We start from the raw sequence: 22,907 nt of genomic DNA on the forward strand, positions 1-22,907 counted from the left end.
CTTAGTTGAGGCCCGCGAAATCGAGAAGGCGGTCGCGGTTGATGCGCCACAGGCTCATGACGCGCACGGCCTTGAGCTTGCCCTGCTCGCACATGCGGGTGACGGTGCGGGGCGTGACGTTGAGAATCGCCGCCGCCTGGTTGGTGTCGAGGAGGTCGGGGAGGGTGCTGCGGAGGCTCGTGTCGTTGCGGACAGGGGACTTGGACTCAACGTCGTTTGTCACGGTGGAAACGCTCATGGTGATACTCCTAACTAGTCGTTGCGGTCTGGCCGCGTCCGGCCTCGCCGCCATGTTTGATTTGTCGCGACTAGTTGGAGCTTAGCGGTTGTTGAGGACTGCAAAGACGCAGGTAGATAGGCATGAAATCGCCAATTCGGAAACGATGTTGGTCCGTTCGCAGATGCATATTTCCGTCAGTTGGCCACACTCGCCCACACATTGAGAGAGGCGGAAGCGATTTGCCCGCATTCTCAGGCTCTCGCTTCCGCCTCCGCACTTGAAAATAAGTCTCTGCCTCAACCAACGTTTTACGTTGTCGAAATGTTAGCCGTCCAGCTCCAAGTACTCGCTAAGGACCGTTGTCTCGATTGCGGAGTCTGCCGCCCCGTAGTAATCGAAGAGTGATGGACTGCCAATCAGGTTCGCGCCGGTTTCCTCATCCAACTGCTGCTCCACTCTCTCCAGATGGTCGAGGTAGCCGTCATAGTCGTATGCGATTAGGTCGGCAAGGTCGCCAAGCGTCGCGTGCGTGCCGCATGCGGTCTTTCGCAGCGCGTCGGCTATCTGGCGCGCGCGGCGGTCGCGCTCCGAGCTGCCCTTGTACGAGTCGAGCATCCCCATCATCACGCGGAACAGCGTCGCCCGGTCGCGGGCGTCCATTGTGTGCAACGCCTCGATTGTCGCGCGACCGACGAACTCCGCGCGGGCGCGCTCCTGGGCCCTTGTGCGGAGATGGTCACAGCCAAGGACTTCCGCTGCGGACTCGATAGCTTTTAGCCTTTCGTCGCAGCAATCAACCCACGCTTGGCTATCGCTCGTATCCACGCCGCATCGCTCGTCTTCGTCAAGAACCTGCTTGGCACAACTGAGTTCATCAAACGACTCTGCGAACGCCCGCGAAGCGTGCCGGAGAAGTATCCTCTGCCTCTCCTCTGTCAACACGGATGGATCACTCAAGATGTTTCGCGCCTGTCTACTACTGATGCCCAGAACTTCGCCAAGAGACTCCGCTCTGCCCTCCCGCTCGATTCCCAGCGCGTCCAGCGCCTCGGCGAACTGCTCGGGAGTCACGTCCTTGCCGAGCGGATTGAATCTCTTGTTCCGTTTGGTCCAGTTGTCCAGCCATGCGCGGTAGGCGTCGGCGAATCCCTGCGTGAGCGGCCGCATGCCCTCGCGCACCAAATGAGTCTGTGCCATGGTTACGCCTCCGTCCCGCTGAAATGGAGGACGGCGGCGGGGTTTGCCGCCCGCCTCTTTTCAACTGCGTCCGCTATGCCACTTGCGGCAGCGATTATCGCGCTGCGTCCTTCGCTGTCGCACGCCATATAGGTGTTCACTAGAAAGCCGATGCGTGCGTCCTCGTCCGTCGAACACGCCACCAAGGTTCCCCGTTCAATCCAGTTCTTCGTTGCTCCGGTGCGCGCCATGGCTAGTCCTCCGTCCCCGTCCTGCCCAGCGTCAGAATCTGCCCGTCGTTTGCGTGGCGGGAGACCTCCGTCTCAATCGCCCTTGCCACGGCGTCGGAGGCGCGCCGCTTCGCGTCGGGGTCGGCGCTCGCGTAGGTGTTCATGGTCATTGCTGCGTTTGCGTGGCCCATCATGCTCGACACACTCTTAACGTCCACGCCGTGCGCGATTGCAGCCGTCGCGAAGGTGTGGCGAAGGTCGTGGAAGGTCGGCCGCTTGCCCTCAGTTCCGACAAGCTCCAGCGCGTCCGCCGTCCTTCTCCATCGATTCGATAGGTAGTGCGGCTGCATGAAGGAGCCGTCGGCCCCGCCGATTACGTACAGCGTCGAGAGGTCACGCCCGGTGCTCATTCGCTCCTCGTTCATCTGCGCGCGCCGCGCTTTGAGGGCAGCGACGAGAACATCGGGGATGGGGAGCGTCCGCGCGCTGCCGTCCGTCTTCGGCTCTTTGGGATACCACTTGCTTCCCTCGTGGCCGATGGTCTCGCGTATGGTGAGGGTCCTGTCTTCGAAGTCAACGGCACGCCACCTGAGGCCGCATACCTCGCCCTCGCGAAGCCCCATGTAGAGGGCGAGCGCGAACCCGATGTTGGTCTTTGTGGCGGGGTCTATCGCGATGAACTGAGCGACCTTGGCGCGGCCCTTCTCGTCCAGCGCGTTGGGCTTAGGTGCCTCCAGCTTCGGCGCTTTGACGGTGCGGGTCGGGTTCTTCGCGAGCCTGTCGCGCTCCACTGCTTGGGTCATGGCGGAGCGGAGGAGAACGAGGGCCTTGCGAACGGTCACGGGGGCGAACTGCTTCGCAAGGGCGTTAATCCACCCCTGCACATCATCAGGCGTGAGGGCGTCTAGGCCAATCGAGCCAATGCCCGGGGCAATGAGCTTGCTGAGGATTCGGTCGTACTCCGCAGCCGTGGAGCGCTCGACGTGTGGCCGCCGCCCCTCGATATAGAAGCTCACGTAGTCGGAGACGGTCTCTCCCGGCCTGATGCCAAGCGCTGCCAACTCCTGCGCGGTCCGCGCCTCCTCGTTGAGTGCGCGCCTCAGCTCCTCCGCCTCGTAGCTCGCGGCCTTCCAGACCTGCTTGCTGCGCCCGGTGTCGCGCCCCGTGGTCTCCAGAACGCGGCTCGTTTTCTTCCAGTTTCCTTCTTCATCTTTGTACATGAGCTGAGCGCGCCACTTTTCATCACCGTATTGTCTTATCGACACGCTCGTAAACTTGTCCTCTACCTGCATCTCTGCACCTCCAAAAATGCGCAATGGCGTGCGCAATACGTGCGCAATATCGGCCTGACTACATGGTAAATCACAGTCCATATAGACTCAATAGACCAAATAGGCGCAGGTAGAATGTCTATATATTTCCAGCTAGACGCGCTGACGCAAAACATCCGCACACTTCCAAGCTGATGACGCGGGTTCGATTCCCGTCACCCGCTCCATGTTCCTTCAAGCCCGGGCTCGCCCCGGGCTTTTCCGTAAATAGGGGACAGGTTTTTTCTCTCAGAGAAAATGGGACAGGCCTGTCGTCTCCCGCGCTCTGCCGGCGCCGTCTCCGACGACCTGCCGACGCGCGTCCTTCTTGCCGCTGGCCTGTCCCAAATTCTCTGAGAGGAAAAACCTGTCCCCTTTTGCCGAGTCATGGGGCGGGCAAATTACGGGCTTCGCACCGTTTGGTTACACCTGTGCGACAAAAGCTGACGCAGTTCCGTCACAAAAGTATTCTCATTCCGGAACTTTGGTAGCGACGCCAGTCGCTCAAGGAGGGGAGATGCCCATGACGTATTCCGAGAGAGTCATCGCTGACCTCGAGGCCCGCTATCCCGAGCAGCTCGAGTTCATCCAGGCGGCCAAGGAGGTCCTCGAGACCCTGCAGCCCGCGCTCGACGCCCACCCCGAGTACGAGGAGAACGCGCTTCTCGAGCGCATCGTCGAGCCGGAGCGCGTGGTCATGTTCCGCGTGCCGTGGGTCGACGACGAGGGCAAGGTCCAGGTCAACCGCGGCTACCGCGTGGAGTTCAACTCCGCGATCGGCCCCTACAAGGGCGGCCTGCGCTTCAACCCCACCGTCACCGTGGGCATGCTCAAGTTCCTCGGCTTCGAGCAGATCTTCAAGAACAGCCTGACCACGCTGCCCATGGGCGGCGGCAAGGGCGGCGCGGACTTCGACCCCAAGGGCAAGTCCAACCGCGAGGTCATGGCCTTCTGCCAGTCCTTCATGACCGAGCTCTGCCGCCACATCGGCCCCAACACCGACGTGCCGGCCGGTGACCTGGGCGTGGGCGGCCGCGAGGTGGCCTACATGTTCGGCCAGTACAAGCGCATCAGGAACGAGTGGACCGGCGTCCTCACCGGCAAGGGCCTCACCTTCGGCGGCTCGCTCGCCCGCACCGAGGCAACCGGCTACGGCCTCGTGTACTTCGTGGACGAGTACCTGAAGAGCCAGGGCGACTCCTTCGAGGGCAAGACCGTCGTCGTGCACGGTTCCGGCAACGTTGCCATCTACGCCATTCAGAAGGTGGCGCAGCTCGGTGGCAAGACCATCGCCTGCTCCGACACCAAGGGCTGGGTCGAGGACCCCGACGGCATCGACTACCAGGTGCTCGAGCACATCTACAACAAGAAGCGCTCCGGCCACGACCAGGGCGTGAGCCTTGCCATGTACGTGGACGAGCGCCCGAACGCCGTCTGGCACGAGGGCGACGGCCGCGGCGTCTGGCAGCTCCCCTGCGACATCGCGCTGCCCTGCGCCCGTGAGAACACCCTTACCCTCGAGGACGCCCAGGCGCTCGTGGCAGGTGGCTGCAAGGTCGTCGGCGAGGGCGCGAACATGCCCACCACGCCTGATGCCACCACCTACCTCATGGAGAACGGCGTTGCCTTCATGCCCGGCAAGGCTGCCAACGCCGGCGGCGTGCTCGTGTCCGGCCTCGAGATGAGCCAGAACGCCGAGCACCTCTCCTGGACCTTCGAGGAGGTCGACGGCAAGCTCGAGAGCCTCATGCGCGGCATGTTCCACAACGTGGACGACACCGCCCGCGCCTACGGCCACGAGGGCAACTTCGTGATGGGTGCCAACATCGCGGGCTTCCTCAAGGTCGCCGAGGCCATGATGGCCCAGGGCGTCTGCTAACCAACGGCAGACGAGTTCAACGGCGCGCGGCCTGCAGCTTGCTGAGCTAGCGGCGCGCCGAAGGGGAACCGCGCAGCAGCGGCGGAGGAGCAAGTCCCTCCGCCGCTGTTTTTTCATGGCGCGGGGCCGAACGGCGTGCCCAGCGCCCCCGTGCATTCCCCTTATACTAGGGCTTGTATGTACGTGGTCGGGAGCCGCTTGGGAAACAAAGGGGCTCGACAAGTACCGAGGAGGCTCCATGCTGTGTCCGCATTGCAAGCAATCCGTTCCTGACGATGCGAGGAGGTGCCCCGCGTGCGGTGCGGAACTTGGCGGGCCGCCTTCTCCCTTGTCCGCCGCGCAGTCCGATTTCGCGTTCGGGTACGAGGACGGGAGCGGTCGGGGCTCCCGTCCTGCGTCTCCCTTCGCTTCGTCGCAGGCGTCCGCCGGCGACCATGTGCCCGCTGAAGATCCGGCGCCCGCCGAGAAGGCGTCGTCCGGAAACTGGTGGGATGGACCGGCGTCCGGCGGGAAGGCGCCCTCCGGCGCCGCCGGCGAGGGGCGTCCCGGTCAGGACGCCGCACCCGAGCCCCCGTTCGACCAGCCCCGGGATCCGTGGTCTGCCGGCGCCCCCAAGGCCAAGAGGCGCGTGCCGGTGGTCCCCGTGGCGGTGGCCGTCGTCGTGGTGCTGGTTGCCGTGCTCGGCTTCTTCGGGGTCTCCCGGTTGCTGGGCGGCGGCAGCGGCGCGCCCGCGGGCGGCGACGCCTCGTACTACGGCACCCTGGATCCCGACAAGTACAGCCTGCAGGAGGCCCAGCTCGATCTCGATGACTGCTACGAGTTCGAGTTTCCGCTCGACGAGGGCATCGAGATGACCTTCGATAGCTTCGATCAGATCGGCAACACGAATCCCTACGACGTCGCGCGAGTCTACACCGACAGCTCGTTCTCGCATGAGTTCCCGACCTCGGTCACGATGTTCGAAAGCGATGACGGCTCGAACGCCCTCTATGTGGCGCCCGCCGACCCCCGGGTGCGTGACGAGAACGGTAACGACACCGACGAGATCGATCTCTTCCATCTTGATGACGCCGAGTCAGACGAGTTTGTTCCGTTAGGGCGTTGGTACGGCTCTGGCGGCTACTATCTGGTGCGCTACATCGGCTCGGACGGAAAGAAGCTCGACAAGCCCGAGGTCACCTATTTCACGGTTGCCAACGATATCGACAAGGACGAGAACGCGCTCGCCGAGCCAGACAACGTCCAGGTCAACGTTACCGACACCGGCACGCTTTCAATCTCATGGGATCCGGTTGAGGGTGCAGACCACTACGAGGTATACCTTTCCGCCGTCAATGAGACGGCAGCTGCTGTCTTAGACCGCTATACCTATGACCTGCTCGCCTCGACGCAGGATACCTCGATCGACACCGCCGACTACGACACCGATGCCGCTGAGTTCAACCAGATGATGCAGGATTACGGGGTGGCCGGAACCTTCCAGCAGAACGGCCGCTTCGACGAGCTTCTCGTCGGGGAGTCCGAGGACGAGATTCTTGAGAATCGCCAGGACGCCGCCTCCGGACAGCAGGGCCTCGAGGTTGCCGACTACGTTCCCAACACCGACCATGTCAAGGACGCGTCCATCTCGGTGATCGCGGTCGGGGCGGACGGGGACACCCAGTCGCCCTTCGACTTCCAGAACATCAACGACCTCCTGGGCAAGATGCCGCTCGAATCTGCGACCTACAGCGCGCTCATCTACCAGGGATCGGACACCGAGCCCGATCAGGCCACCGATCCGGTCGGTTACATGAAGTGGCGCCTGTTCGAGTACGTCTCCATGGCAGACGGCACGGTGGGCATCCAGCGTCTCCAGCTCGACTACGACAACGCGCGGACCGACAACGAGTACCTCACGTACGGTCCGGACGAGCAGCATCTCACCACGGGCAACGTCGACATGTACGTGATCCCCTACACGGTGCCGGGCACCGCGCTCTCCGGCGAGCTGGGCGTGCTCGCGCCGTACTGGCCGGGCGGCATCGAGTCGGTCAAGCAGGCGGCCACGCAGGCACTCGACGAGCTCCAGCGCGAGAACCCGCCGTCAGGCATGCCCACGCGCATCGACGCCGAGGACGGCATCGACTGGGGCGCCGTCCAGGCGAGCCAGCAGCCCTCCACCACGATGCCCGACGTGCCCTATGAGATCAACGCCTCATCCGACCTCGTGCGCTACATCGCGGCCAACCTGCTCGCGGGCAACACCTTCATCGACGTCACCGACTACGCCAACGCGGCCGGCACCGCGAACGTCGCGGACGCGCTCTTCGAGGCATGCGCCCAGAACCCGCTCATCTTCAACGGCAACCCCACCTACCAGGTGACGCGCCGCGACGGCAGGATGCTCCTCACCGTCACCAGCCTGACCCCGTGGGAGCAGGTCAACGACCAGGACGTCCTGAACGAGCAGCGCCAGCAGGTGAGCGACAAGGCCGACGAGATCATCGGCGAGATCATCACCGACGGCATGTCCGACGCCGACAAGGTGCGTGCCATCAACGACTACATCGCCGAGAACCTCTGGTACAACTACGACGCCATCAGCTCCGGGAGCTTCTCGATGGACGCCGCGACCCAGGACCCGTCCACCGTGCGCACGCTCATCCTCGACGGCGGCTCGATCTGCTCCGGCTACGCGCAGACCTTCAAGCTCCTCGCTGACCGCGCCGGGCTCGAGTCGGTGTACGCGTCCGGCAACGTGCCACCGCAGCCCGGCGTCTACGCGACCGACCACGCCTGGAACCTCGTGAACATCGACGGCAGCTGGGTCGTGGTCGACCCGACCTGGAACGACCCGGGCGACCAGTCCAATACCGCCTCGACCGACGAGTACATGATGCTCGCTCAGGACGATCCGGCGCTCCAGGGCCGCTCGTACAACTCGTCGTGGATGGCCGACACGCTCATCTCCGACTACATCGACCCGAGCCTGCTCTCGGCATAAGACAGGTAGTAGCAAAGGGGGACGGGTTATTTCTCTCAGAGAATTTGGGACAGGTCCCGCGGGCGGCCTGTCCGAACCTGTCCCAAAAACTCTGAGAGAAATAACCCGTCCCCAAATGGAGGAGAGATGGGACTTAACGAGACGCCGTCGGGCGAGCGCACGCACATCGGATTCTTTGGCGTGCGCAACGCCGGCAAGTCAAGCGTGGTGAACGCGGTGACCGGCCAGGAGCTGTCCGTGGTCTCAGAGGTGCGCGGCACCACCACGGATCCGGTGCGCAAGGCGATGGAGCTCCTGCCGCTGGGCCCGGTCGTCATCGTCGACACGCCCGGGGTGGACGACGAGGGCGCGCTCGGCGCCCGGCGCGTGGAGCGAGCGCGGCGGGCGCTCGCGACCTGTGACGTCGCGGTGCTCGTCGTGGACGGCGCGCGCGGCCTCTCGGAGGCTGACCGTGCGCTGCTCTCCGCCATCGAGGGTCGCGGCGTCCCGTATGTCGTGGCCTGGAACAAGTGCGACCTGCCGGCCGCCCGCGCGGCTCTCGCGGCGCTTGCCGAGAAGGACCCCGCGCTCGTCGCGCGCACGGTCGCGGTGAGCGCGCGGACGGGGGAGGGCGTGCGCGAGCTCAAGGAGCGCCTCGCCCGGGTCGTGCCGGTCGGGACGTCGCGGCGTGTTGTCGCCGACCTCGTGCCCGCCGGAAGCGCCGTGGTGCTTGTCTGCCCGATCGACGCCTCCGCGCCCCGGGGCCGCCTCATCCTCCCGCAGCAGCTTGTGATTCGCGACCTCCTCGACGCCGGATGCGTGTCCGTGACCTGCCGAGAGACCGAGCTCTCCCGCGCGCTCGACGCCCTTGTCGGGCCTCCCGCGCTCGTGGTGACGGACTCGCAGGTGTTTGGCCCCGTTTCGCGCATCGTGCCCGCCGACGTACCGCTGACGTCCTTCTCGATCCTCATGCTGCGCTACAAGGGGGACCTCGTGTCCGCCGTCGCCGGCGCCGCTGCGCTCGACCGCCTGCGCGACGGTGACCGCGTGCTCGTGAGCGAGGGGTGCACGCACCACCGGCAGTGCGAGGACATCGGCACCGTCAAGCTGCCCGCCTGGCTCTCCGCGCACACGAAGGCGAAGCTCGAGCTTGCCTTCACGAGCGGCGCGGACTTTCCCGAGGACCTCACGCCCTTCTCGGCCGTCGTCCACTGTGGCGGCTGCACGCTCACCGCGCGCGAGATGCGCGCCCGTCAGGCGCGCGCCGAGGCGCAGGGGGTCCCGATGACCAACTACGGTGTCGCGATCGCCCACATGCACGGAATCCTGCGGCGCAGCCTCGCGCCCTTTCCGGAGGCGCTCGCCGCGCTTGACGCGACGGGCGAGTAGTTCTTCTCGCCCGCCGGCTAGCGTGCGCTCAAGTCGCACATTGGCCGAGTGCGTGGCCGCTCGAGCGAGCGTTCCGCGCCAGCTCGCAGAAACTCACGCCCCGCACGAGAGAAGCGTGACTTGTTGTGAGATAACGCGGCCAACTCACTAAAGCTCACGCTTCTCTTGCAAAAGCGTGAGCTATTGTGAGCCGGCGCCACAAGCTCGCAGCAACTCACGCTTTGAGCGAGAGAAGCGTGAGTTCTTGTGAGCCGGCGCCACAAGCTCGCAGAAACTCACGCCCCGCACGAGAGAAGCGTGACATGCAGCGAGACAACGCTACAAGCTCACCAAAAGTCACGCTCGCAATCGCCCCCTGGCGCGTTTTTTGCGAATGCGTTCTCCCATCCCACAAGCAACGCTCGAGCGGCTATACTTGTCGGTGACCTTTAAGACGGTACGAGAGACCGAAAAGGCGTCCACAACATACATGTCGCAGCCTTATCGGAGTCCTCGCTCGCGGGTGCTCCGTTTTTTGTAACTGTGGCCTGCCTCTGATGAGGGCGCGCGCGTACGAAAGGGCGGTGTTGCTGTGAACCTTTTGGTGGACAACGGCAGGCATCCGAGGGCGCTGCTCGCGCTCGAGAACGGGATGCACTTCTTTGGGCGTTCTGCCGGAGCCGAGGGCGAGGCCTTTGGCGAGATCGTGTTCAACACCTCGATGGTGGGCTACCAGGAGATCGTCTCTGACCCGTCCTATGCGGGCCAGATCGTGACGCTCACCTATCCCCAGATCGGCAACTACGGGATCAACGAGAAGGACATGCAGGGCGACCCGCTGCACCTCTCCGGTCTCGTGGTCCACGACATGTGCTACACCCCGAGCAACTGGCAGTCCGTGGAGTCCCTGCCCGCCTTCCTCGAGCAGCGCGGCGTCGTTGCCATCGAGGACGTGGACACCCGAGCCCTGACGCTCGCCATCCGCGAGGGCGGCGCCATGCGCGCGGCCATCTCCACCACGGACCTCGACCCGGAGAGCCTCGTCGCCCGCGTGAAGGCCTCCCCGGCCATCGCCGACCACAACTACGTCGCCGACGTGTCCACGAAGGAGTCCTACGTCGTGCCCGGCCAGGACGCCGACGGTCAGCCGTGCCTCCACGTGGTGGCCTACGACTGCGGCGAGAAGAAGGGTATCGCCAAGCGCCTCTCGGCCGCCGGCTGCGAGGTCACCGTCGTGCCCTGGGACACGTCTGCCGAGAAGGTCCTCGAGATGAGCCCCGACGGCGTGTTCTTCTCCAACGGCCCCGGCGACCCGGTCTCCGTGCCGCCCGTGGTCGACGCCGTGCGCGCGTGCCTCGGCAAGCTCCCGGTCTTTGGCATCTGCCTCGGCAACCAGGTCATCTCCATGGCGGCCGGCGCCCAGATCGAGAAGCTCCCGTACGGCCACCACGGCGGCAACGAGCCCGTGATGAACCTGCTCACGGGCAAGGTGGAGATCACCGCGCAGAACCATAACTACGGGCCGGTCTTCTCGTCCTTCGGCCCGCTCGTGCCGGAGCTCTCCGGCGGCGTCTCCGAGCACCCGGCGGACGAGGACCTGCGCTTCTGGTCCCGCGCGCACATCGCGCCCGTCGTCACCACCAAGGAGTATGGCCGCGTGCGCCTCACACACGTCAACCTCAACGACGGCACGCCCGAGGGCATTCAGTTCCTCGACATCCCTGCCTTTTCCATGCAGTACCACCCCGAGGCCAAGCCCGGCCCCAACGACTCCACGTACGCCTTTGCGGCGTTTGCCAAGCTCATGCGCGGCGAGGACGACTACCTCGCCATCGACGTCCGCGAGGGGAGGCGCTTCTAGATGCCCAAGCGCACCGACATCAAGAAGATCCTGATCATCGGCTCCGGCCCCATCGTCATCGGCCAGGCCTGCGAGTTCGACTACTCCGGCACCCAGGCCTGCAAGGCCCTGCGTTCGGAGGGCTACGAGGTCGTGCTCGTGAACTCCAACCCGGCCACCATCATGACGGACCCGGAGACCGCCGACCGCACCTACATCGAGCCCATCACGGTGGAGTCCGTGACCAAGGTCATCGAGAAGGAGCGCCCGGACGCGCTTCTCCCCAACATGGGCGGCCAGACGGGCCTCAACTGCGCCGTTGCCCTCGGCAAGGCCGGCGTGCTGGAGAAGTACGGCGTCGAGGTCATCGGCTGCGACGTCGACTCCATCGAGACTGGCGAGGACCGCGAGCTCTTTGCCAACGCCATGCGCGACATCGGCCTCGAGGTCGCCAAGTCCGGCATCGCCCACACGATCGAGGAGTGCGAGAAGATCGCCGACGAGCTCGGCTACCCCGTGGTCATCCGTCCCGCCTTCACGCTCGGCGGTGCCGGCGGCGGCATGGCCTACGACCACGATGACCTGCTGCGCATTGCCGAGCAGGGCCTCGCGCTCTCGCCCGAGAGCGAGGTTCTCGTCGAGCAGTCCGTGGAGGGCTGGAAGGAGATCGAGATGGAGGTGATGCGCGACTCCGCGGGCAACGGCGTCGTCATCTGCTCCATCGAGAACCTCGACCCGATGGGCGTCCACACCGGCGACTCCATCACGGTGGCTCCCTGCCAGACCCTGAACGACTTCGAGCTCCAGCGCCTGCGCGACTACTCGATCGCGATCCTCGAGCGCGTGGGCGTCGCCTGCGGCGGCTCCAATGTGCAGTTTGCCGTGAACCCGGATGACGGCCGCGTCATCGTCATCGAGATGAACCCGCGCGTTTCCCGCTCCTCGGCGCTCGCCTCCAAGGCAACGGGCTTCCCGATCGCCAAGATGGCGGCCCTGCTCTCGGTGGGCTACACGCTCGACGAGATCGAGAACGACATCACGCGCGAGACGCCGGCCTGCTTCGAGCCCTCGATCGACTACTGCGTGGTCAAGGTCCCGCGCTTTGCCTTCGAGAAGTTCAAGGGCACCGACGACACGCTCACCACGCGCATGAAGGCCGTCGGCGAGGTCATGTCCATCGGCTCGACCTTCGAGGAGGCCATGCAGAAGGCCATGCGCTCGCTGGAGCAGGGCCACGCCGGCCTTGGCGCCGACGGCAACGACTCCTTTGACGAGGAGCGCTTCGAGGAGCACGTGGCCACGCCCACGCCCGAGCGCATCCTCTACGTGACCGAGGCGCTGCGGCGCGGCTGGTCCGTGGAGCGCGTCTTCGAGCTCACCAAGATCGACCGCTGGTTCCTCTCCCGCATCGCGGACATCGTGTCCGCCGAGGGCACCATCCGGGAGCTGGGCCTTGCAGGCCTCACGGCCGACACGATGATGGCCGCCAAGCAGCTGGGCTTCTCGGACGCCCAGCTCGCTCACCTCACCAACCAGCGCGAGGACACCGTGCGCGCCGTGCGCGAGGTCCTTGGCGTGCGCCCGTGCATCAAGACCGTCGACACCTGCGCCGGCGAGTTCGCGGCCCGCACGAGCTACCACTACCTCACCTACGAGAAGGGCGGCGTGACCGAGTTCCACGAGGCCGAGAAGCCCCGCGTGGTCATTCTCTCCGCCGGCCCCAACCGCATCGGCCAGGGCATCGAGTTCGACTACTGCTGCGTGCACGCGGCCTACGCCCTTGCGGCCAAGGGCTACGAGACCGTCATGGTCAACTGCAACCCCGAGACCGTCTCCACCGACTACGACACCTCCGACCGTCTCTACTTCGAGCCGCTCACCTTCGAGGACGTCATGAACGTCATCGAGGTCGAGAAGCCCGTGGGCGTCATCGTCACCCTCGGCGGCCAGACCCCGATCAACCTTGCCAAGCGCCTCAAGGCTGCGGGCGTCCCCATCATGGGCACTCAGCCTGAGGCCATCGACCTCGCCGAGGACCGTGACCGCTTTGCGAGCCTGCTCGACCGCCTCGAGATCGCCTACCCGCCCTCGAGCACGGCCGAGACCGTCGACGAGGCCAAGTCCGTGGCGCGCCGCGTGGGCTACCCGCTACTGGTGCGCCCGAGCTACGTGCTCGGCGGCCGCGGCATGGGCATCGTCTACGATGACGACGACCTCGTGAGCTACATGGCCGAGGCCACCAAGGTCTCGCCGGACCACCCCGTCTACCTTGACGCCTTCCTCGAGGATGCCATCGAGCTCGACGTGGACGCCCTCTGCGACACCGAGCAGTGCTACGTGGGCGCGGTCCTCGAGCACATCGAGGAGTGCGGCATCCACTCCGGCGACTCCGCCTGCTGCTTCCCGCCCTTCTCGCTCTCCGACCGACTGGTCGAGAAGGTCCGCGAGACCACGCGGCGCCTGGCGCTCTCCTGCCACATCCAGGGCCTTCTCAACGTGCAGTACGCCGTCCGCGACGAGCAGGTCTTCGTGATCGAGCTCAACCCGCGCGCGAGCCGCACGGTGCCCTTCTCGTCCAAGGCCACCGGCGTGCCGCTGGCCAAGTGCGCCGCGCGCATCATGAGCGGCGAGAAGATCTGTGACCTGGGTCTTCCGCCGGAGGGCCGCGACCTCGGCTACTACGCGGTCAAGGAGGCCGTCATGCCGTGGAGCCGCTTCCCGGGCGCCGACGTCACCCTTGGCCCGGAGATGAAGTCCACCGGCGAGGTCATGGGGCTCGACGTCACCTTCCCCAAGGCCTACGCCAAGACGCGCGAGGCCATCGAGTACGACGTGCCGCAGTCCGGCAACGTCTTCATCTCAGTCTGCGACCGCGACAAGCGTTCCGTGGCGCCGGTGGCCCTCTCGCTGCGCAACCTCGGCTACGACCTTCTGGCCACGAGCGGCACCGCCAAGACGCTTCGCGCCGCGGGCATCCCGTGCGAGGTCGTGAAGCCGATCTCCGAGGGGCACCCCAACGTGTGCGATCTCATGGCCGAGGGCAAGATCTCCTTCCTCATCAACACGCCCAAGGGGCACAGCTCGCGCGGCGACGGCACCAAGATGAGGAGCGAGGCCGTGAGCCGTGGCATCGACATGGCCACCACCATGTCCGGCGCGGTGGCGCTCGTCCAGGCCATCGCCGCCCTGCGCGAGGGCCCGCTCTCCGTCTACGCCCTCCAAGATCTGTAGGCGTGCAAGGGGGACAGGCACTTTTGCACTGTCGGGCCGTCGGGCTTCTCGCCCGGCGGCCCCTTTCGATGGGATTGCGCCGCTCGTGGCTACCCTTGGGGTAACATCAAATCTGGCTGCGGTTTTTTGGCTGTTTCAGGCCTTGGGAAGGGGCCAAAAGTGCCAAAAACGCGCAGCCAGATTTGATGTTGCGGCCGAGGCGCCCGACGACAGCGCGCAGGCGCCGACGGGGTGTCAGGACACAGGGAGGAACGCATGGCACGAGCGCTCGCGCCCGGCTCGATCGTGGACTGCCACACGCACACGCGCTTCTCGGACGGCGTGGGCACGTTCGAGGAGAACGCCCGGGCCGCGGCGGCCGCGGGGTGCGCCGTGCTCGTCTCGACGGACCACCTGACGCTCCCGCCGGGCCCGATGGACCCCACGGGCGAGGTCCAGGTGGCGGAGGCCGACCTGTCGGCCCATCGGGCCGCGTGGGAGGCGGCGCGCGACGCGCACCCGGAGCTCGAGATGGTCTACGGCTTCGAGGCCGACTGGTACCCGGGGTGCGAGGCGTACGTGCCCAGGTGGGGCGCGGGGGCGCAGGTTCTTCTCGGCTCCGTGCACTGGCTGGGCGAGAAGGACGACGGCGCGTGGATCGACGACACCTCCGACCTGGCGATCTGGCACGAGCTAGGCCCCGACGAGGTCTGGCGCCGCTACGTGCGCGCATGGTGCGCCGCCTGCGAGAGCCCGCTCGCCTTTGACGTGATGGCGCACCCTGACCTGCCGGAGCGCATGCGGCCGCTCGGTCTGGCCGCCACGATCGACCTCGCGCCGCTCTGGGATGAGATGGTCGCCTGCGCGCGCGACACGGGCCGTCGCGTGGAGCTCTCCACGGCCGGCTGGCGCAAGGGGGTGGGGGACTACTATCCCTCGCGCGGCCTGCTCGAGCGGTTCTGCCGTGCCGGCGTGCCCATCGCCGTGGGCTCGGACGGGCATCGCCCCGAGGACGTCTGCGACGGCATCGCCCGCGCCTACGGCCATGCCTGGTCCGTGGGCTATCGCTCGGTCGAGGTCCCGCGCGCGGGAGGCGGCTGGGAGGCCCTGCCGCTGCGCTGACCTGTGAGTGGCGCGGCCCCTTATGGCGGCGACTCCTTATGACGGCTGCAGGGCATTCGCCGGATGTCGTGCGGGGTGGGCGTGGGGTACCATGGGGGCGTTCCCGGGAGAGGAGGCCCCCATGCTGCCGCTTGCCATCGCCGCGCCCGCCCTTGTCCTGCCCGTCGTGGCCGCCGCGCTCGGCCGCACCTCCGCGCTCTCCGTGCTGCGCTATGGGTGCGAGCGGGGTGCCGCGTGAGCGCGGGCGTCACGATTCGCGAGCTCTCGCCCGGCGAGCGGGAGTCGCGCTTCGGCGAGATTCTCGGCCTGTATGGGGCGGTCGGCTGGACGAACTACACTGCGCGCCCTGAGACGCTGCTCGCGGGGTATGCGGGCTCCCTCGCGGTCTGGGGCGCTCTTGTCGGCGACGAGCTCGTGGGGATTGCGCGCGTCGTGGGCGACGGGGCAACGATCGTCTTTGTGCAGGATCTGATTGTCGCGCCCTCGCATCAGCGTACGGGCATCGGCACGCAGCTCATGCGTGCCGTCATGGAGCGGTTCTCCGACGTCTACCAGCTGGAGCTCCTCACGGATGACGCCCCGCGCACTCGCGCGTTCTACGAGAGCCTCGGCCTCGCCCGCAGCGACACGATGGGCTGCGTCGCCTATGTCAGGGTCGCCCGCGGGTAGGCGGCCCGAGGCGCCCGCCGCCCGCCGTCACCGGGCCCGTCCGCGCGCCCTGCGCAGCAGGAGCTCGGTCTCCTCCATGGGCCCCTCGTCAAAGGTGACCCCCGTCCTCTCAAACCCCACGTGCTCGTAGAAGCCGAGCGCGGGGGCGTTGGAGGTAAACGCGCTCAGCACGACGTCCCGCGGGCCGATGCTCTCGAGGGCTGCCTCCAGCAGCGCGCGGCCGACCCCCTGGCCCTGGAACGCGCGGAGGACGTAGAGGTTGCAGACCTCGGCAGCCCCGTCGACACTGAAGTGCGCGCGGCACCGCTCCGACCAGCTGAGGTAGCCCACGATCTTCCCGTCGACCTTCGCCACGAGCGTGCGCAGGCTGGTGAGCCGGCGCGTGACGTCCTCGGCGAACCGTGGCGTGATCGTGTCGTTGAGCTCGTCCGGCAGCATCCCGCGATAGGTCTCCTGCCACGTCCGCGCATGGACCGCAGCCTTCTCCGGGATGTCCTCAGGGGCGAGAGGGAGTATCTGGGTCATGGGAGTCCCTTCGACGTCATGGCCGCCTTCGCCTACAGGTTACGCCGCCAGCGGGTGCCGCGGTCGGTGCGCTCGTAGGGCTCAAAGCCGGCGGCCGAGAAGCACCGCTGGGACGCGACGTTCCAGTCGTAGATCTCACCCACGCGGGCCTCGTGCCAGCCGAGTGCGCGCGCCCGCTCGCAGAGCGCCCCGACCACGCGACGCCCCACGTGACGTGCCCGCAGGTCCTTCTCGCCGATGACGATGGGGAGGTCGTCCGGGCAGAGCGTGACGTCGCCGACCGCGCGCCAGCCGCCGGTTTCGTCCCCGGGGATTCTGTCACGCGCCTCGATGAACCAAAGCTCGCCGCGCGCCGAGAGCCAGGCGTACATGCGCGCGAGGCGCTCCGGCGTGTAGGGCTCGCGCCTGCCGTCGACCATCCAGAGCGTGTCGGGGTCCTGATACCACGAGAGCGCCTCGGCGGGCGGCGCGTCCAGCCTAACGAGCCGCAGGTCGTGAGCTATGTCAAGAACAGCTGGCACATCGGGCCCCTCTCTGCGACCGCTTCTTGGGCGGCAATGTCTCGCGCGCCTCCTGAATAAAGAATTTATTACATGAAATAGCACGTGGCAATGGGGGATAAATGGACTGAACGGCCCTTTGGAAGTCAGTTGCTACGTGCTTCTCCATGTAATAAATACTGAAAATATGTGAGGGAAGGCGCGCGGCAGGGCGAGAGGGACATCGGCCTGCTTGTGCTATCCTAGCCATGGCCTTTCCGGTCGAACAGAGGGGGCAGCGATGAGGCAGACGAACGAGGAGACCCTCCGCTAGGGAGGCTCGTTCCCAGCGTGACCCGATGACGCCCGCGTGGACGGGCGGGTCTTGCCATGTCGACGCAGCCTCCCCGAGGGATCCGACCGCAGGCGTGCAAAGGTGACTGTCCCCTTTGCACGGTCGACCCTTCGTGAAAGGCAGCATCCAACGTGATACCGCTCTACTACGCCTTCGTGGCGTTCTCAAACCTGTCCATGGTCTCCACGGTCATGGGCCTCTACCTCGAGCGCGCGGTGGCCGCGCGCGGCTCGCAGCTCTACATGAGCGTCCAGAACTCCGCCGTGGAGGACCCGAGCTTCAACGCGCGCAACTACATCACCGAGAAGCGCGGCAACCACGGGCTGGGCATGAAGCGCGTGGCCGCGGTGGTGGACAAGTACGGCGGGTTCCTCAACCTGGCCAACGAGCCCGGCGTCTTTGCCGCCGAGGTGAGCCTGCCGCTATGAGCCGCGATTCGAGCGCTCTGGCGCCTTGGGGCAGTCCCCAAACGCAGAGCTATTTGATGAGGTCGTCCAGGCGGGGCGTGAGCACGGGCGCCATCTCCTCCTCAGTCTGGCCGAGAAGGACGAGCGGCGGCCTGAGCGCCGCGCGGCGGAAGCCCCGTGACGCTTCGCGGCAAATGTGGCAATCTGGACCGGTCAGGCAGTGGCGCCGTCGAGGCGCTCGGCCTCGCGCGCTGCGACGCGATGGGCTGCGTCGCCTACGTCGGGGCAACCTGACAATCCCCCCGGACCATTGTCAGAAGGGCTCGCCATGGACCTGACCATACGTCGCATGGCCGAGAAGGACCTCGGCCCGCTGACCGAGCTCCTCTCCGATGCTCGTGCGATGCGCCGCCTCGAGTCGCCCTTCTCGCCGGAGCGGTCACGTGCATTTCTGGAGGAGGTCGGACTGGCGGACCTACCGCTCGTCTATGCGGTGGAGGATGCTCGCAGTTTTGTCGGCTGTGTCATCTACCACGACTACGATGACACGTCCGTTGAGATTGGCTGGGTGCTCGTACCGCAGGTATGGGGTCGGGGGTATGCCACGGAGCTCACGCGCGTCCTTCTTGGTTGGGCTCGCTCGGCGGGAAAGGATGCCATCATCGAGTGCGTTCCCGAACACAAGGCAACCCGGCGCATCGCGGAGCGCTTCGACTTCGAATTGGCGGGGAGGCGCGACGGGCTGCTCGTGTTCCGGCGCTCGTGGACTAAGCCGGTTCAGGCTGCCCTGCGAGCCGGCACCTATGAGTGACGGCTGCCGCCATGCCGCCCGCGCATTTCGCGCGGAAAATCGCGCGACTCGTGCGAGAATCGCCCGCCGGCGTCGCGCCCGCGCCATCCTGAGGCAAAGGGCGCCGGGCTCCTCCCATACCGCCCGGCGCCCTTGCAGGGAGGCGCTGTGATAGACTTGGCGTGACATGTACCCGACGAGAGGTCGCCATGCTCTAGAAGCTCCTCGGCATACCCGTTCGACCGCGCGCCCCGCGAGGCTGCGGTCACGTCATGAGGAGAGAGCATGAGACATGTCAGTGCCGCGCCTGCCGCGCGCGAGTACCTTTCCGCCTTCTATCGGGGCAACCACGCCTCCTTCGTCGCCGCCATAGCCCTCACGCTGCTCGACGTGCCCGCGGCGCTCGTGGGCTCGTGGATCATCGGCGAGATCATTGATGTCATCACCTCCGCCGACCCGGGGCGCCTCACGCAGCTGCTCGCGTTCTCGGCCGTCTTCCTCGTGGCAAGCGTCGCCATCAGCACGGGGATGTACCGGGCCAAGTGCGCCTTCATCTACCGCGCGCTCGCCCAGTACAAGGAGCTCGCGTTCCGCCGCCTCTCCGAGAAGGGCATCCGCGCCTTCACGCGCGAGTCCACGGGCAGCTACCTCTCCCTTCTCACCAACGACGTCGCCTCCATCGAGGAGAACTACCTCAAGCGCGGCTTTCTTCTGCTCTACCAGGCCCTGCTCTTCGTGGCCACGCTCGTCATGATGTTCTTCTACAGCGTGCCCCTCACGCTGGCGACGCTTCTGCTCTGCGCCCTGCCCATCGTGGCCTCCGTCCTCATGGGAAACGAGCTGGCGGCGCGCGAGCGGAGCGTCTCCGAGGGAAACGAGCGCTTTGTCTCGCAGCTGCGCGACCTTCTCGCCGGCTTCTCGGTCATCAAGTCCTTTAAGGCCGAGGAGGAGGCGCGCGGCCTCTTTGGCGCGGCAAACACCAGCGTCGAGTCCCTCAAGCGCGCCCGCTACTGGTGGGAGTGCCTGATCGGCGCCGTGAGCCAGAACTTCTGCGCGTCGCTCCTGCAGTTTGGCGTGTTCTTCATCGGCGCGTTCCTCGCCGTGGGAGGGCAGATCTCTGCCGGCACGGTGCTCATCTTTGTGAACCTGTGCAACTATCTCATCGCGCCCATCAACGTGGTGCCGCAGTACTGGGCGAGCCGTCGCGCGGCGCTCTCGCTCGTGGAGAAGCTCGCCGAGGTCGTGGGTCAAAACGCGGAGCACGCGGGCGAGAAGGTCGAGCCCGCGCTGCGCCGCGGCATCGAGCTCTCTCGCGTGGGCTACTCCTACGTGCCGGGCACGCCGGTCCTCGAGGACGTGAGCATGACGCTTGCGGCAGGCGGCAGCTACGCGCTGGTGGGCGGCTCGGGCAGCGGCAAGTCGACGCTGCTCAACCTCCTCATGGGCGCAGACGACGGCTACGCCGGCAGCATCGCGCTCGACGGCCATGAGCTGCGCGGCGTTGACTCGGCCAGTCTCTACGACCTCATGAGCCTCATCGACCAGAGCGTCTTCATCTTCGACGACACGCTGCGCCGCAACGTCACGATGTTCCGCGACTTCCCCGAGGCCGAGGTGGCCGACGCCGTGCGCCGCGCGGGCCTTGCCGACCTGGTTGCCGAGAAGGGCCTCGACTACCGCTGCGGCGAGAACGGCTCGGCGCTCTCGGGCGGCGAGCGCCAGCGCGTCTCCATCGCGCGGGCCCTGCTGCGCCGCACGCCGGTGCTGCTTCTGGACGAGGCCACGGCGGCGCTCGACGCGCGCACGGCCTTCGAGGTCACCGAGCAGATCCTCTCGCTCGACGGCCTCACGCGCCTCGTGGTGACGCACCGCCTGGAGGCCCCGCTGCTCGCGCGCTACGACCAGATCTTCGTCCTGCGCGGCGGGCGCGTGGTGGAGCGCGGCACCTTTGACGAGCTCATGGCGGCGCGCGGCTACTTCTACGGCCTCTACACCGTCTCTGCGTGAGGGGCCGCGCCCTCGTGGCTGCCGCTTGGGTCGGCGCCCTGCCCTTCGGCTGGCGCCTTGCCGGCCGGGCCTGGTGCCGGGGCAGGCGTGCCGCCAGCTTCCGGGCTGCCATGAAATATCTGCCAAGACGGGGGTATCCTCTAGAAGTTTGGTATATTCATAAGGCTGTGCAACCTGCGGGCGTGGTGGAACTGGTAGACACGCTGGATTTAGGTTCCAGTGGGGGAGACCCCGTGAAGGTTCGAGTCCTTTCGCCCGCACCAGCACAAACGGCACGCACGGCGGGGCAAGCCCGCCCGCACGAGACACTGGAGGAACGTTGAAGATCACCGTCACCGCTGAGAAGCCGATCGACGACAAGATGGCCGCCAAGGTCACCGTCGCGGCTGCCGATGTCGACAAGGCCATCGCCAAGACCTACAAGGACATCGCCAAGAAGTACAACTTCCAGGGCTTCCGCCGCGGCCACGCGCCGCGCCCGGTGATCGACGGCATCATCGGTCGCGAGGCCGTCCTCGCCCAGGCCACCAACGACCTCCTCGGCGCGGTCGAGCCCCTCATGCTCGAGGAGCTCGACGTCACGCCCGTCGGTCGCGTGAGCTTCGGCGCCGAGGGCGCCGACCCCGAGCTCGCCGCCCAGGGCGCCGACTACGTCGTTGACGCCACCATCACCGTCCGCCCGTCCTGCGAGCTCGAGAGCTACGACGCCCCGGAGATCAACCTCCCGCCCGAGGAGGCCACCGACGCCGAGATCGACTGGCAGATCAACCAGCTCCTCAGCTACCAGGTGACCTACGAGGACGTCGAGGAGGACCGCGCCGCCGAGCCCGGCGACGTCGTCTCCGTTGACGTGGAGAACGTCGAGGGCGCCGGCCACCTCGCCGGCAAGAACCGTCTGCTCGCCCTTGACGGCCAGCAGGTCCCCGAGCAGCTCCAGGAGGGCATCGTGGGGATGAAGAAGGGCGAGGAGAAGGCCATCGCCTGGACCCACAGCCACGAGCACGAGGGCGAGGTCCACTCCCACACCTTCTCCGTCAAGGTGACCCTCAACGCCATCAAGAAGGCCGTCACCCCCGAGCTCGACGACGAGGTCGCCAAGAAGTTCGGCTTCGACGACGTCGACGCCTTCAAGGCCGCCGTCAAGGAGGAGATCGAGGGCGACAAGAAGACCACGATCCCCAACCTCAAGGAGGACCGCGTCGTCGAGGCCATGGGCAAGCTGCTCAAGCTCGAGACCGTGCCCGAGGCCTACCAGAACGAGATCTTCAACGAGCTCGCCTCCGAGTTCCTCGCGCAGCTCCAGCGCCAGAACGTGTCCCTTGACATGTTCCTGCGCGCCCGCGGCATCAAGTCCGACGACTTCATCGCCGACCTGCGCGTCCAGGCCGAGGAGCGCGCCCGCCAGTCGCTCGCCCTCGACGCCGTGGCCGCCAAGCTCGGCCTCGAGGCCACCGAGGACGACGTCCGCGCCGAGTTCGAGCGCGCCGGCGTCGAGGACGTCGACGCCTCCGTCAAGCAGTGGAAGGACGAGGGCCGTCTCCCGGCCATCCGCGACTCCATCCGCCGCACCAAGGCCCTCGACTGGCTCGTCGAGAACGCCAAGGTGAACGTGGTGGACGAGGTCGCCGAGCGCGCCGCCGAGAAGGACTCCGACGCCGAGTAGCCCCGCTCCCACGGCACCACGCGCCCCGGGCGAACTCTCGCCCGGGGCTTTCTACAAGAAACGGAGCCACCATGCACCAGCCTACGAACATCCCGCTCATCCCCTACGTCGTCGAGCAGACGCCGCGCGGCGAGCGCAGCTACGACATCTACTCGCGGCTGCTCAACGACCGCATCGTGTTTCTCGGCGAGGAGGTCACGCGCGACTCCGCCAACCTCGTGATCGCACAGCTCCTGCACCTGGAGAGCCAGGACCCCGAGAAGGACATCTCCCTCTACATCGACTCGCCCGGCGGCGACGTCTACGCGGGTCTTGGCATCATCGACACGATGAACTTCATCAAGCCCGACGTCTCCACCATCTGCGTGGGCATGGCCGCCTCCATGGGCGCCGCGATCCTGGCGTGCGGCGCCAAGGGCAAGCGCCTGGCGCTGCCCAACTCGATGGTCCTCATTCACCAGCCGAGCTCGGGCGTCTCCGGCCAGCAGACCGACATCCAGATCGTGGCCGACGAGACCCGCTGGATCCGCAATCGCCTGAACGAGATTCTGAGCGAGGCTACCGGACAGCCCATCGAGAAGATCAACGCCGACACCGAGCGCGACAACTACCTGCGCGCGACCGAGGCCTGCGCCTACGGCCTCGTCGACAAGGTCATCACCTCGCGCACCGAGCAGACGCAGGAGTAGCCC

At 66.5% G+C, this 22,907-nt stretch carries 18 protein-coding genes and 1 tRNA gene; 13 read left to right on the forward strand and 6 right to left on the reverse strand.

Annotation, left to right across the window (positions count from 1 at the left end; genetic code table 11):
- Position 1: 1 nt before the first annotated feature.
- From B5F84_RS03420 to B5F84_RS03435, 4 genes are all read right to left on the reverse strand, one after another.
- Positions 2 to 238, reverse strand: a complete 237-nt coding sequence (locus B5F84_RS03420) for a helix-turn-helix domain-containing protein (protein ID WP_158094473.1) — start codon at positions 236 to 238, stop codon at positions 2 to 4.
- A 306-nt stretch (positions 239 to 544) separates the two neighbouring features.
- The gene (locus tag B5F84_RS03425) at positions 545 to 1,417 is read right to left on the reverse strand and encodes a hypothetical protein (RefSeq protein ID WP_087320808.1); all 873 of its coding nucleotides are present in this window, start codon (positions 1,415 to 1,417) and stop codon (positions 545 to 547) included.
- Between the two features lie 2 nt (positions 1,418 to 1,419).
- Positions 1,420 to 1,647: a hypothetical protein gene (locus B5F84_RS03430; RefSeq protein ID WP_087320809.1), complete on the reverse strand. Its 228-nt coding sequence runs from the start codon at positions 1,645 to 1,647 to the stop codon at positions 1,420 to 1,422.
- Between the two features lie 2 nt (positions 1,648 to 1,649).
- Positions 1,650 to 2,918: a site-specific integrase gene (locus B5F84_RS03435; RefSeq protein WP_158094474.1), complete on the reverse strand. Its 1,269-nt coding sequence runs from the start codon at positions 2,916 to 2,918 to the stop codon at positions 1,650 to 1,652.
- A 541-nt stretch (positions 2,919 to 3,459) separates the two neighbouring features.
- Between B5F84_RS03435 and gdhA the strand changes: the two genes are divergently transcribed.
- The 7 genes from gdhA to B5F84_RS03470 all read left to right on the forward strand — a co-directional run bounded on the left by gdhA (position 3,460) and on the right by B5F84_RS03470 (position 15,989).
- Positions 3,460 to 4,815 carry an NADP-specific glutamate dehydrogenase gene (gene gdhA / locus B5F84_RS03440; protein WP_087320900.1) on the forward strand — a complete coding sequence of 452 codons (1,356 nt, stop codon included), beginning with the start codon at positions 3,460 to 3,462 and terminating at the stop codon, positions 4,813 to 4,815.
- 436 nt (positions 4,816 to 5,251) lie between these two features.
- Entirely contained in the window at positions 5,252 to 7,801 is a 2,550-nt protein-coding gene (locus tag B5F84_RS03445; protein WP_143786039.1) for a transglutaminase domain-containing protein, read from the forward strand.
- A gap of 126 nt (positions 7,802 to 7,927) precedes the next feature.
- Positions 7,928 to 9,169: a [FeFe] hydrogenase H-cluster maturation GTPase HydF gene (hydF, locus tag B5F84_RS03450; protein WP_087320818.1), complete on the forward strand. Its 1,242-nt coding sequence runs from the start codon at positions 7,928 to 7,930 to the stop codon at positions 9,167 to 9,169.
- 571 nt (positions 9,170 to 9,740) lie between these two features.
- The gene (gene carA / locus B5F84_RS03455; protein WP_087320820.1) at positions 9,741 to 11,009 is read left to right on the forward strand and encodes a glutamine-hydrolyzing carbamoyl-phosphate synthase small subunit; all 1,269 of its coding nucleotides are present in this window, start codon (positions 9,741 to 9,743) and stop codon (positions 11,007 to 11,009) included.
- Complete coding sequence (carB, locus tag B5F84_RS03460) at positions 11,010 to 14,219, forward strand: carbamoyl-phosphate synthase large subunit (protein WP_087320823.1); 3,210 nt, start codon at positions 11,010 to 11,012, stop codon at positions 14,217 to 14,219.
- 255 nt (positions 14,220 to 14,474) lie between these two features.
- Positions 14,475 to 15,320, forward strand: a complete 846-nt coding sequence (locus B5F84_RS03465; protein WP_087320826.1) for a PHP domain-containing protein — start codon at positions 14,475 to 14,477, stop codon at positions 15,318 to 15,320.
- Positions 15,321 to 15,554: 234 nt separating this feature from the next.
- Positions 15,555 to 15,989, forward strand: a complete 435-nt coding sequence (locus tag B5F84_RS03470) for a GNAT family N-acetyltransferase (RefSeq protein WP_239378221.1) — start codon at positions 15,555 to 15,557, stop codon at positions 15,987 to 15,989.
- A 27-nt stretch (positions 15,990 to 16,016) separates the two neighbouring features.
- On the opposite strand, the gene B5F84_RS03475 is transcribed toward B5F84_RS03470, so the two are convergent.
- Both B5F84_RS03475 and B5F84_RS03480 read right to left on the reverse strand, forming a co-directional pair.
- Positions 16,017 to 16,514: a GNAT family N-acetyltransferase gene (locus tag B5F84_RS03475; protein ID WP_087320831.1), complete on the reverse strand. Its 498-nt coding sequence runs from the start codon at positions 16,512 to 16,514 to the stop codon at positions 16,017 to 16,019.
- Between the two features lie 32 nt (positions 16,515 to 16,546).
- The gene (locus B5F84_RS03480; RefSeq protein ID WP_087320833.1) at positions 16,547 to 17,035 is read right to left on the reverse strand and encodes a GNAT family N-acetyltransferase; all 489 of its coding nucleotides are present in this window, start codon (positions 17,033 to 17,035) and stop codon (positions 16,547 to 16,549) included.
- A gap of 444 nt (positions 17,036 to 17,479) precedes the next feature.
- Between B5F84_RS03480 and B5F84_RS03485 the strand changes: the two genes are divergently transcribed.
- From B5F84_RS03485 to B5F84_RS03510, 6 genes are all read left to right on the forward strand, one after another.
- Positions 17,480 to 17,776, forward strand: a complete 297-nt coding sequence (locus B5F84_RS03485) for a GHKL domain-containing protein (protein ID WP_204205489.1) — start codon at positions 17,480 to 17,482, stop codon at positions 17,774 to 17,776.
- A gap of 307 nt (positions 17,777 to 18,083) precedes the next feature.
- Positions 18,084 to 18,566 (forward strand): GNAT family N-acetyltransferase, encoded by a 483-nt coding sequence (locus tag B5F84_RS03490; RefSeq protein WP_087320836.1) that lies wholly within the window; start codon positions 18,084 to 18,086, stop codon positions 18,564 to 18,566.
- 264 nt (positions 18,567 to 18,830) lie between these two features.
- Positions 18,831 to 20,552: an ABC transporter ATP-binding protein gene (locus tag B5F84_RS03495; RefSeq protein ID WP_087320838.1), complete on the forward strand. Its 1,722-nt coding sequence runs from the start codon at positions 18,831 to 18,833 to the stop codon at positions 20,550 to 20,552.
- Between the two features lie 176 nt (positions 20,553 to 20,728).
- Positions 20,729 to 20,815, forward strand: a tRNA-Leu gene (locus B5F84_RS03500).
- Positions 20,816 to 20,871: 56 nt separating this feature from the next.
- Entirely contained in the window at positions 20,872 to 22,215 is a 1,344-nt protein-coding gene (tig, locus tag B5F84_RS03505) for a trigger factor (protein WP_204205490.1), read from the forward strand.
- 71 nt (positions 22,216 to 22,286) lie between these two features.
- A complete protein-coding gene (locus B5F84_RS03510) occupies positions 22,287 to 22,904 on the forward strand; it encodes an ATP-dependent Clp protease proteolytic subunit (protein WP_087320841.1) in 618 nt (205 codons plus the stop codon).
- The last annotated feature ends 3 nt before the right edge of the window (positions 22,905 to 22,907 follow it).

The organism is Olsenella sp. An290 (genome assembly GCF_002159535.1).
Classification (GTDB): Bacteria; Actinomycetota; Coriobacteriia; order Coriobacteriales; family Atopobiaceae; genus Thermophilibacter.

Excerpts from the sequence above, each read along its gene's own strand:
- B5F84_RS03420 (WP_158094473.1), bottom strand. The coding sequence starts at position 238 with ATGAGCGTTTCCACCGTGACAAACGACGTTGAGTCCAAGTCCCCTGTC.
- B5F84_RS03425 (WP_087320808.1), bottom strand. The coding sequence starts at position 1,417 with ATGGCACAGACTCATTTGGTGCGCGAGGGCATGCGGCCGCTCACGCAG.
- B5F84_RS03430 (WP_087320809.1), bottom strand. The coding sequence starts at position 1,647 with ATGGCGCGCACCGGAGCAACGAAGAACTGGATTGAACGGGGAACCTTG.
- B5F84_RS03435 (WP_158094474.1), bottom strand. The coding sequence starts at position 2,918 with ATGCAGGTAGAGGACAAGTTTACGAGCGTGTCGATAAGACAATACGGT.
- gdhA (WP_087320900.1), top strand. The coding sequence starts at position 3,460 with ATGACGTATTCCGAGAGAGTCATCGCTGACCTCGAGGCCCGCTATCCC.
- hydF (WP_087320818.1), top strand. The coding sequence starts at position 7,928 with ATGGGACTTAACGAGACGCCGTCGGGCGAGCGCACGCACATCGGATTC.
- carB (WP_087320823.1), top strand. The coding sequence starts at position 11,010 with ATGCCCAAGCGCACCGACATCAAGAAGATCCTGATCATCGGCTCCGGC.
- B5F84_RS03465 (WP_087320826.1), top strand. The coding sequence starts at position 14,475 with ATGGCACGAGCGCTCGCGCCCGGCTCGATCGTGGACTGCCACACGCAC.
- B5F84_RS03475 (WP_087320831.1), bottom strand. The coding sequence starts at position 16,514 with ATGACCCAGATACTCCCTCTCGCCCCTGAGGACATCCCGGAGAAGGCT.
- B5F84_RS03490 (WP_087320836.1), top strand. The coding sequence starts at position 18,084 with ATGGACCTGACCATACGTCGCATGGCCGAGAAGGACCTCGGCCCGCTG.
- B5F84_RS03495 (WP_087320838.1), top strand. The coding sequence starts at position 18,831 with ATGAGACATGTCAGTGCCGCGCCTGCCGCGCGCGAGTACCTTTCCGCC.
- B5F84_RS03510 (WP_087320841.1), top strand. The coding sequence starts at position 22,287 with ATGCACCAGCCTACGAACATCCCGCTCATCCCCTACGTCGTCGAGCAG.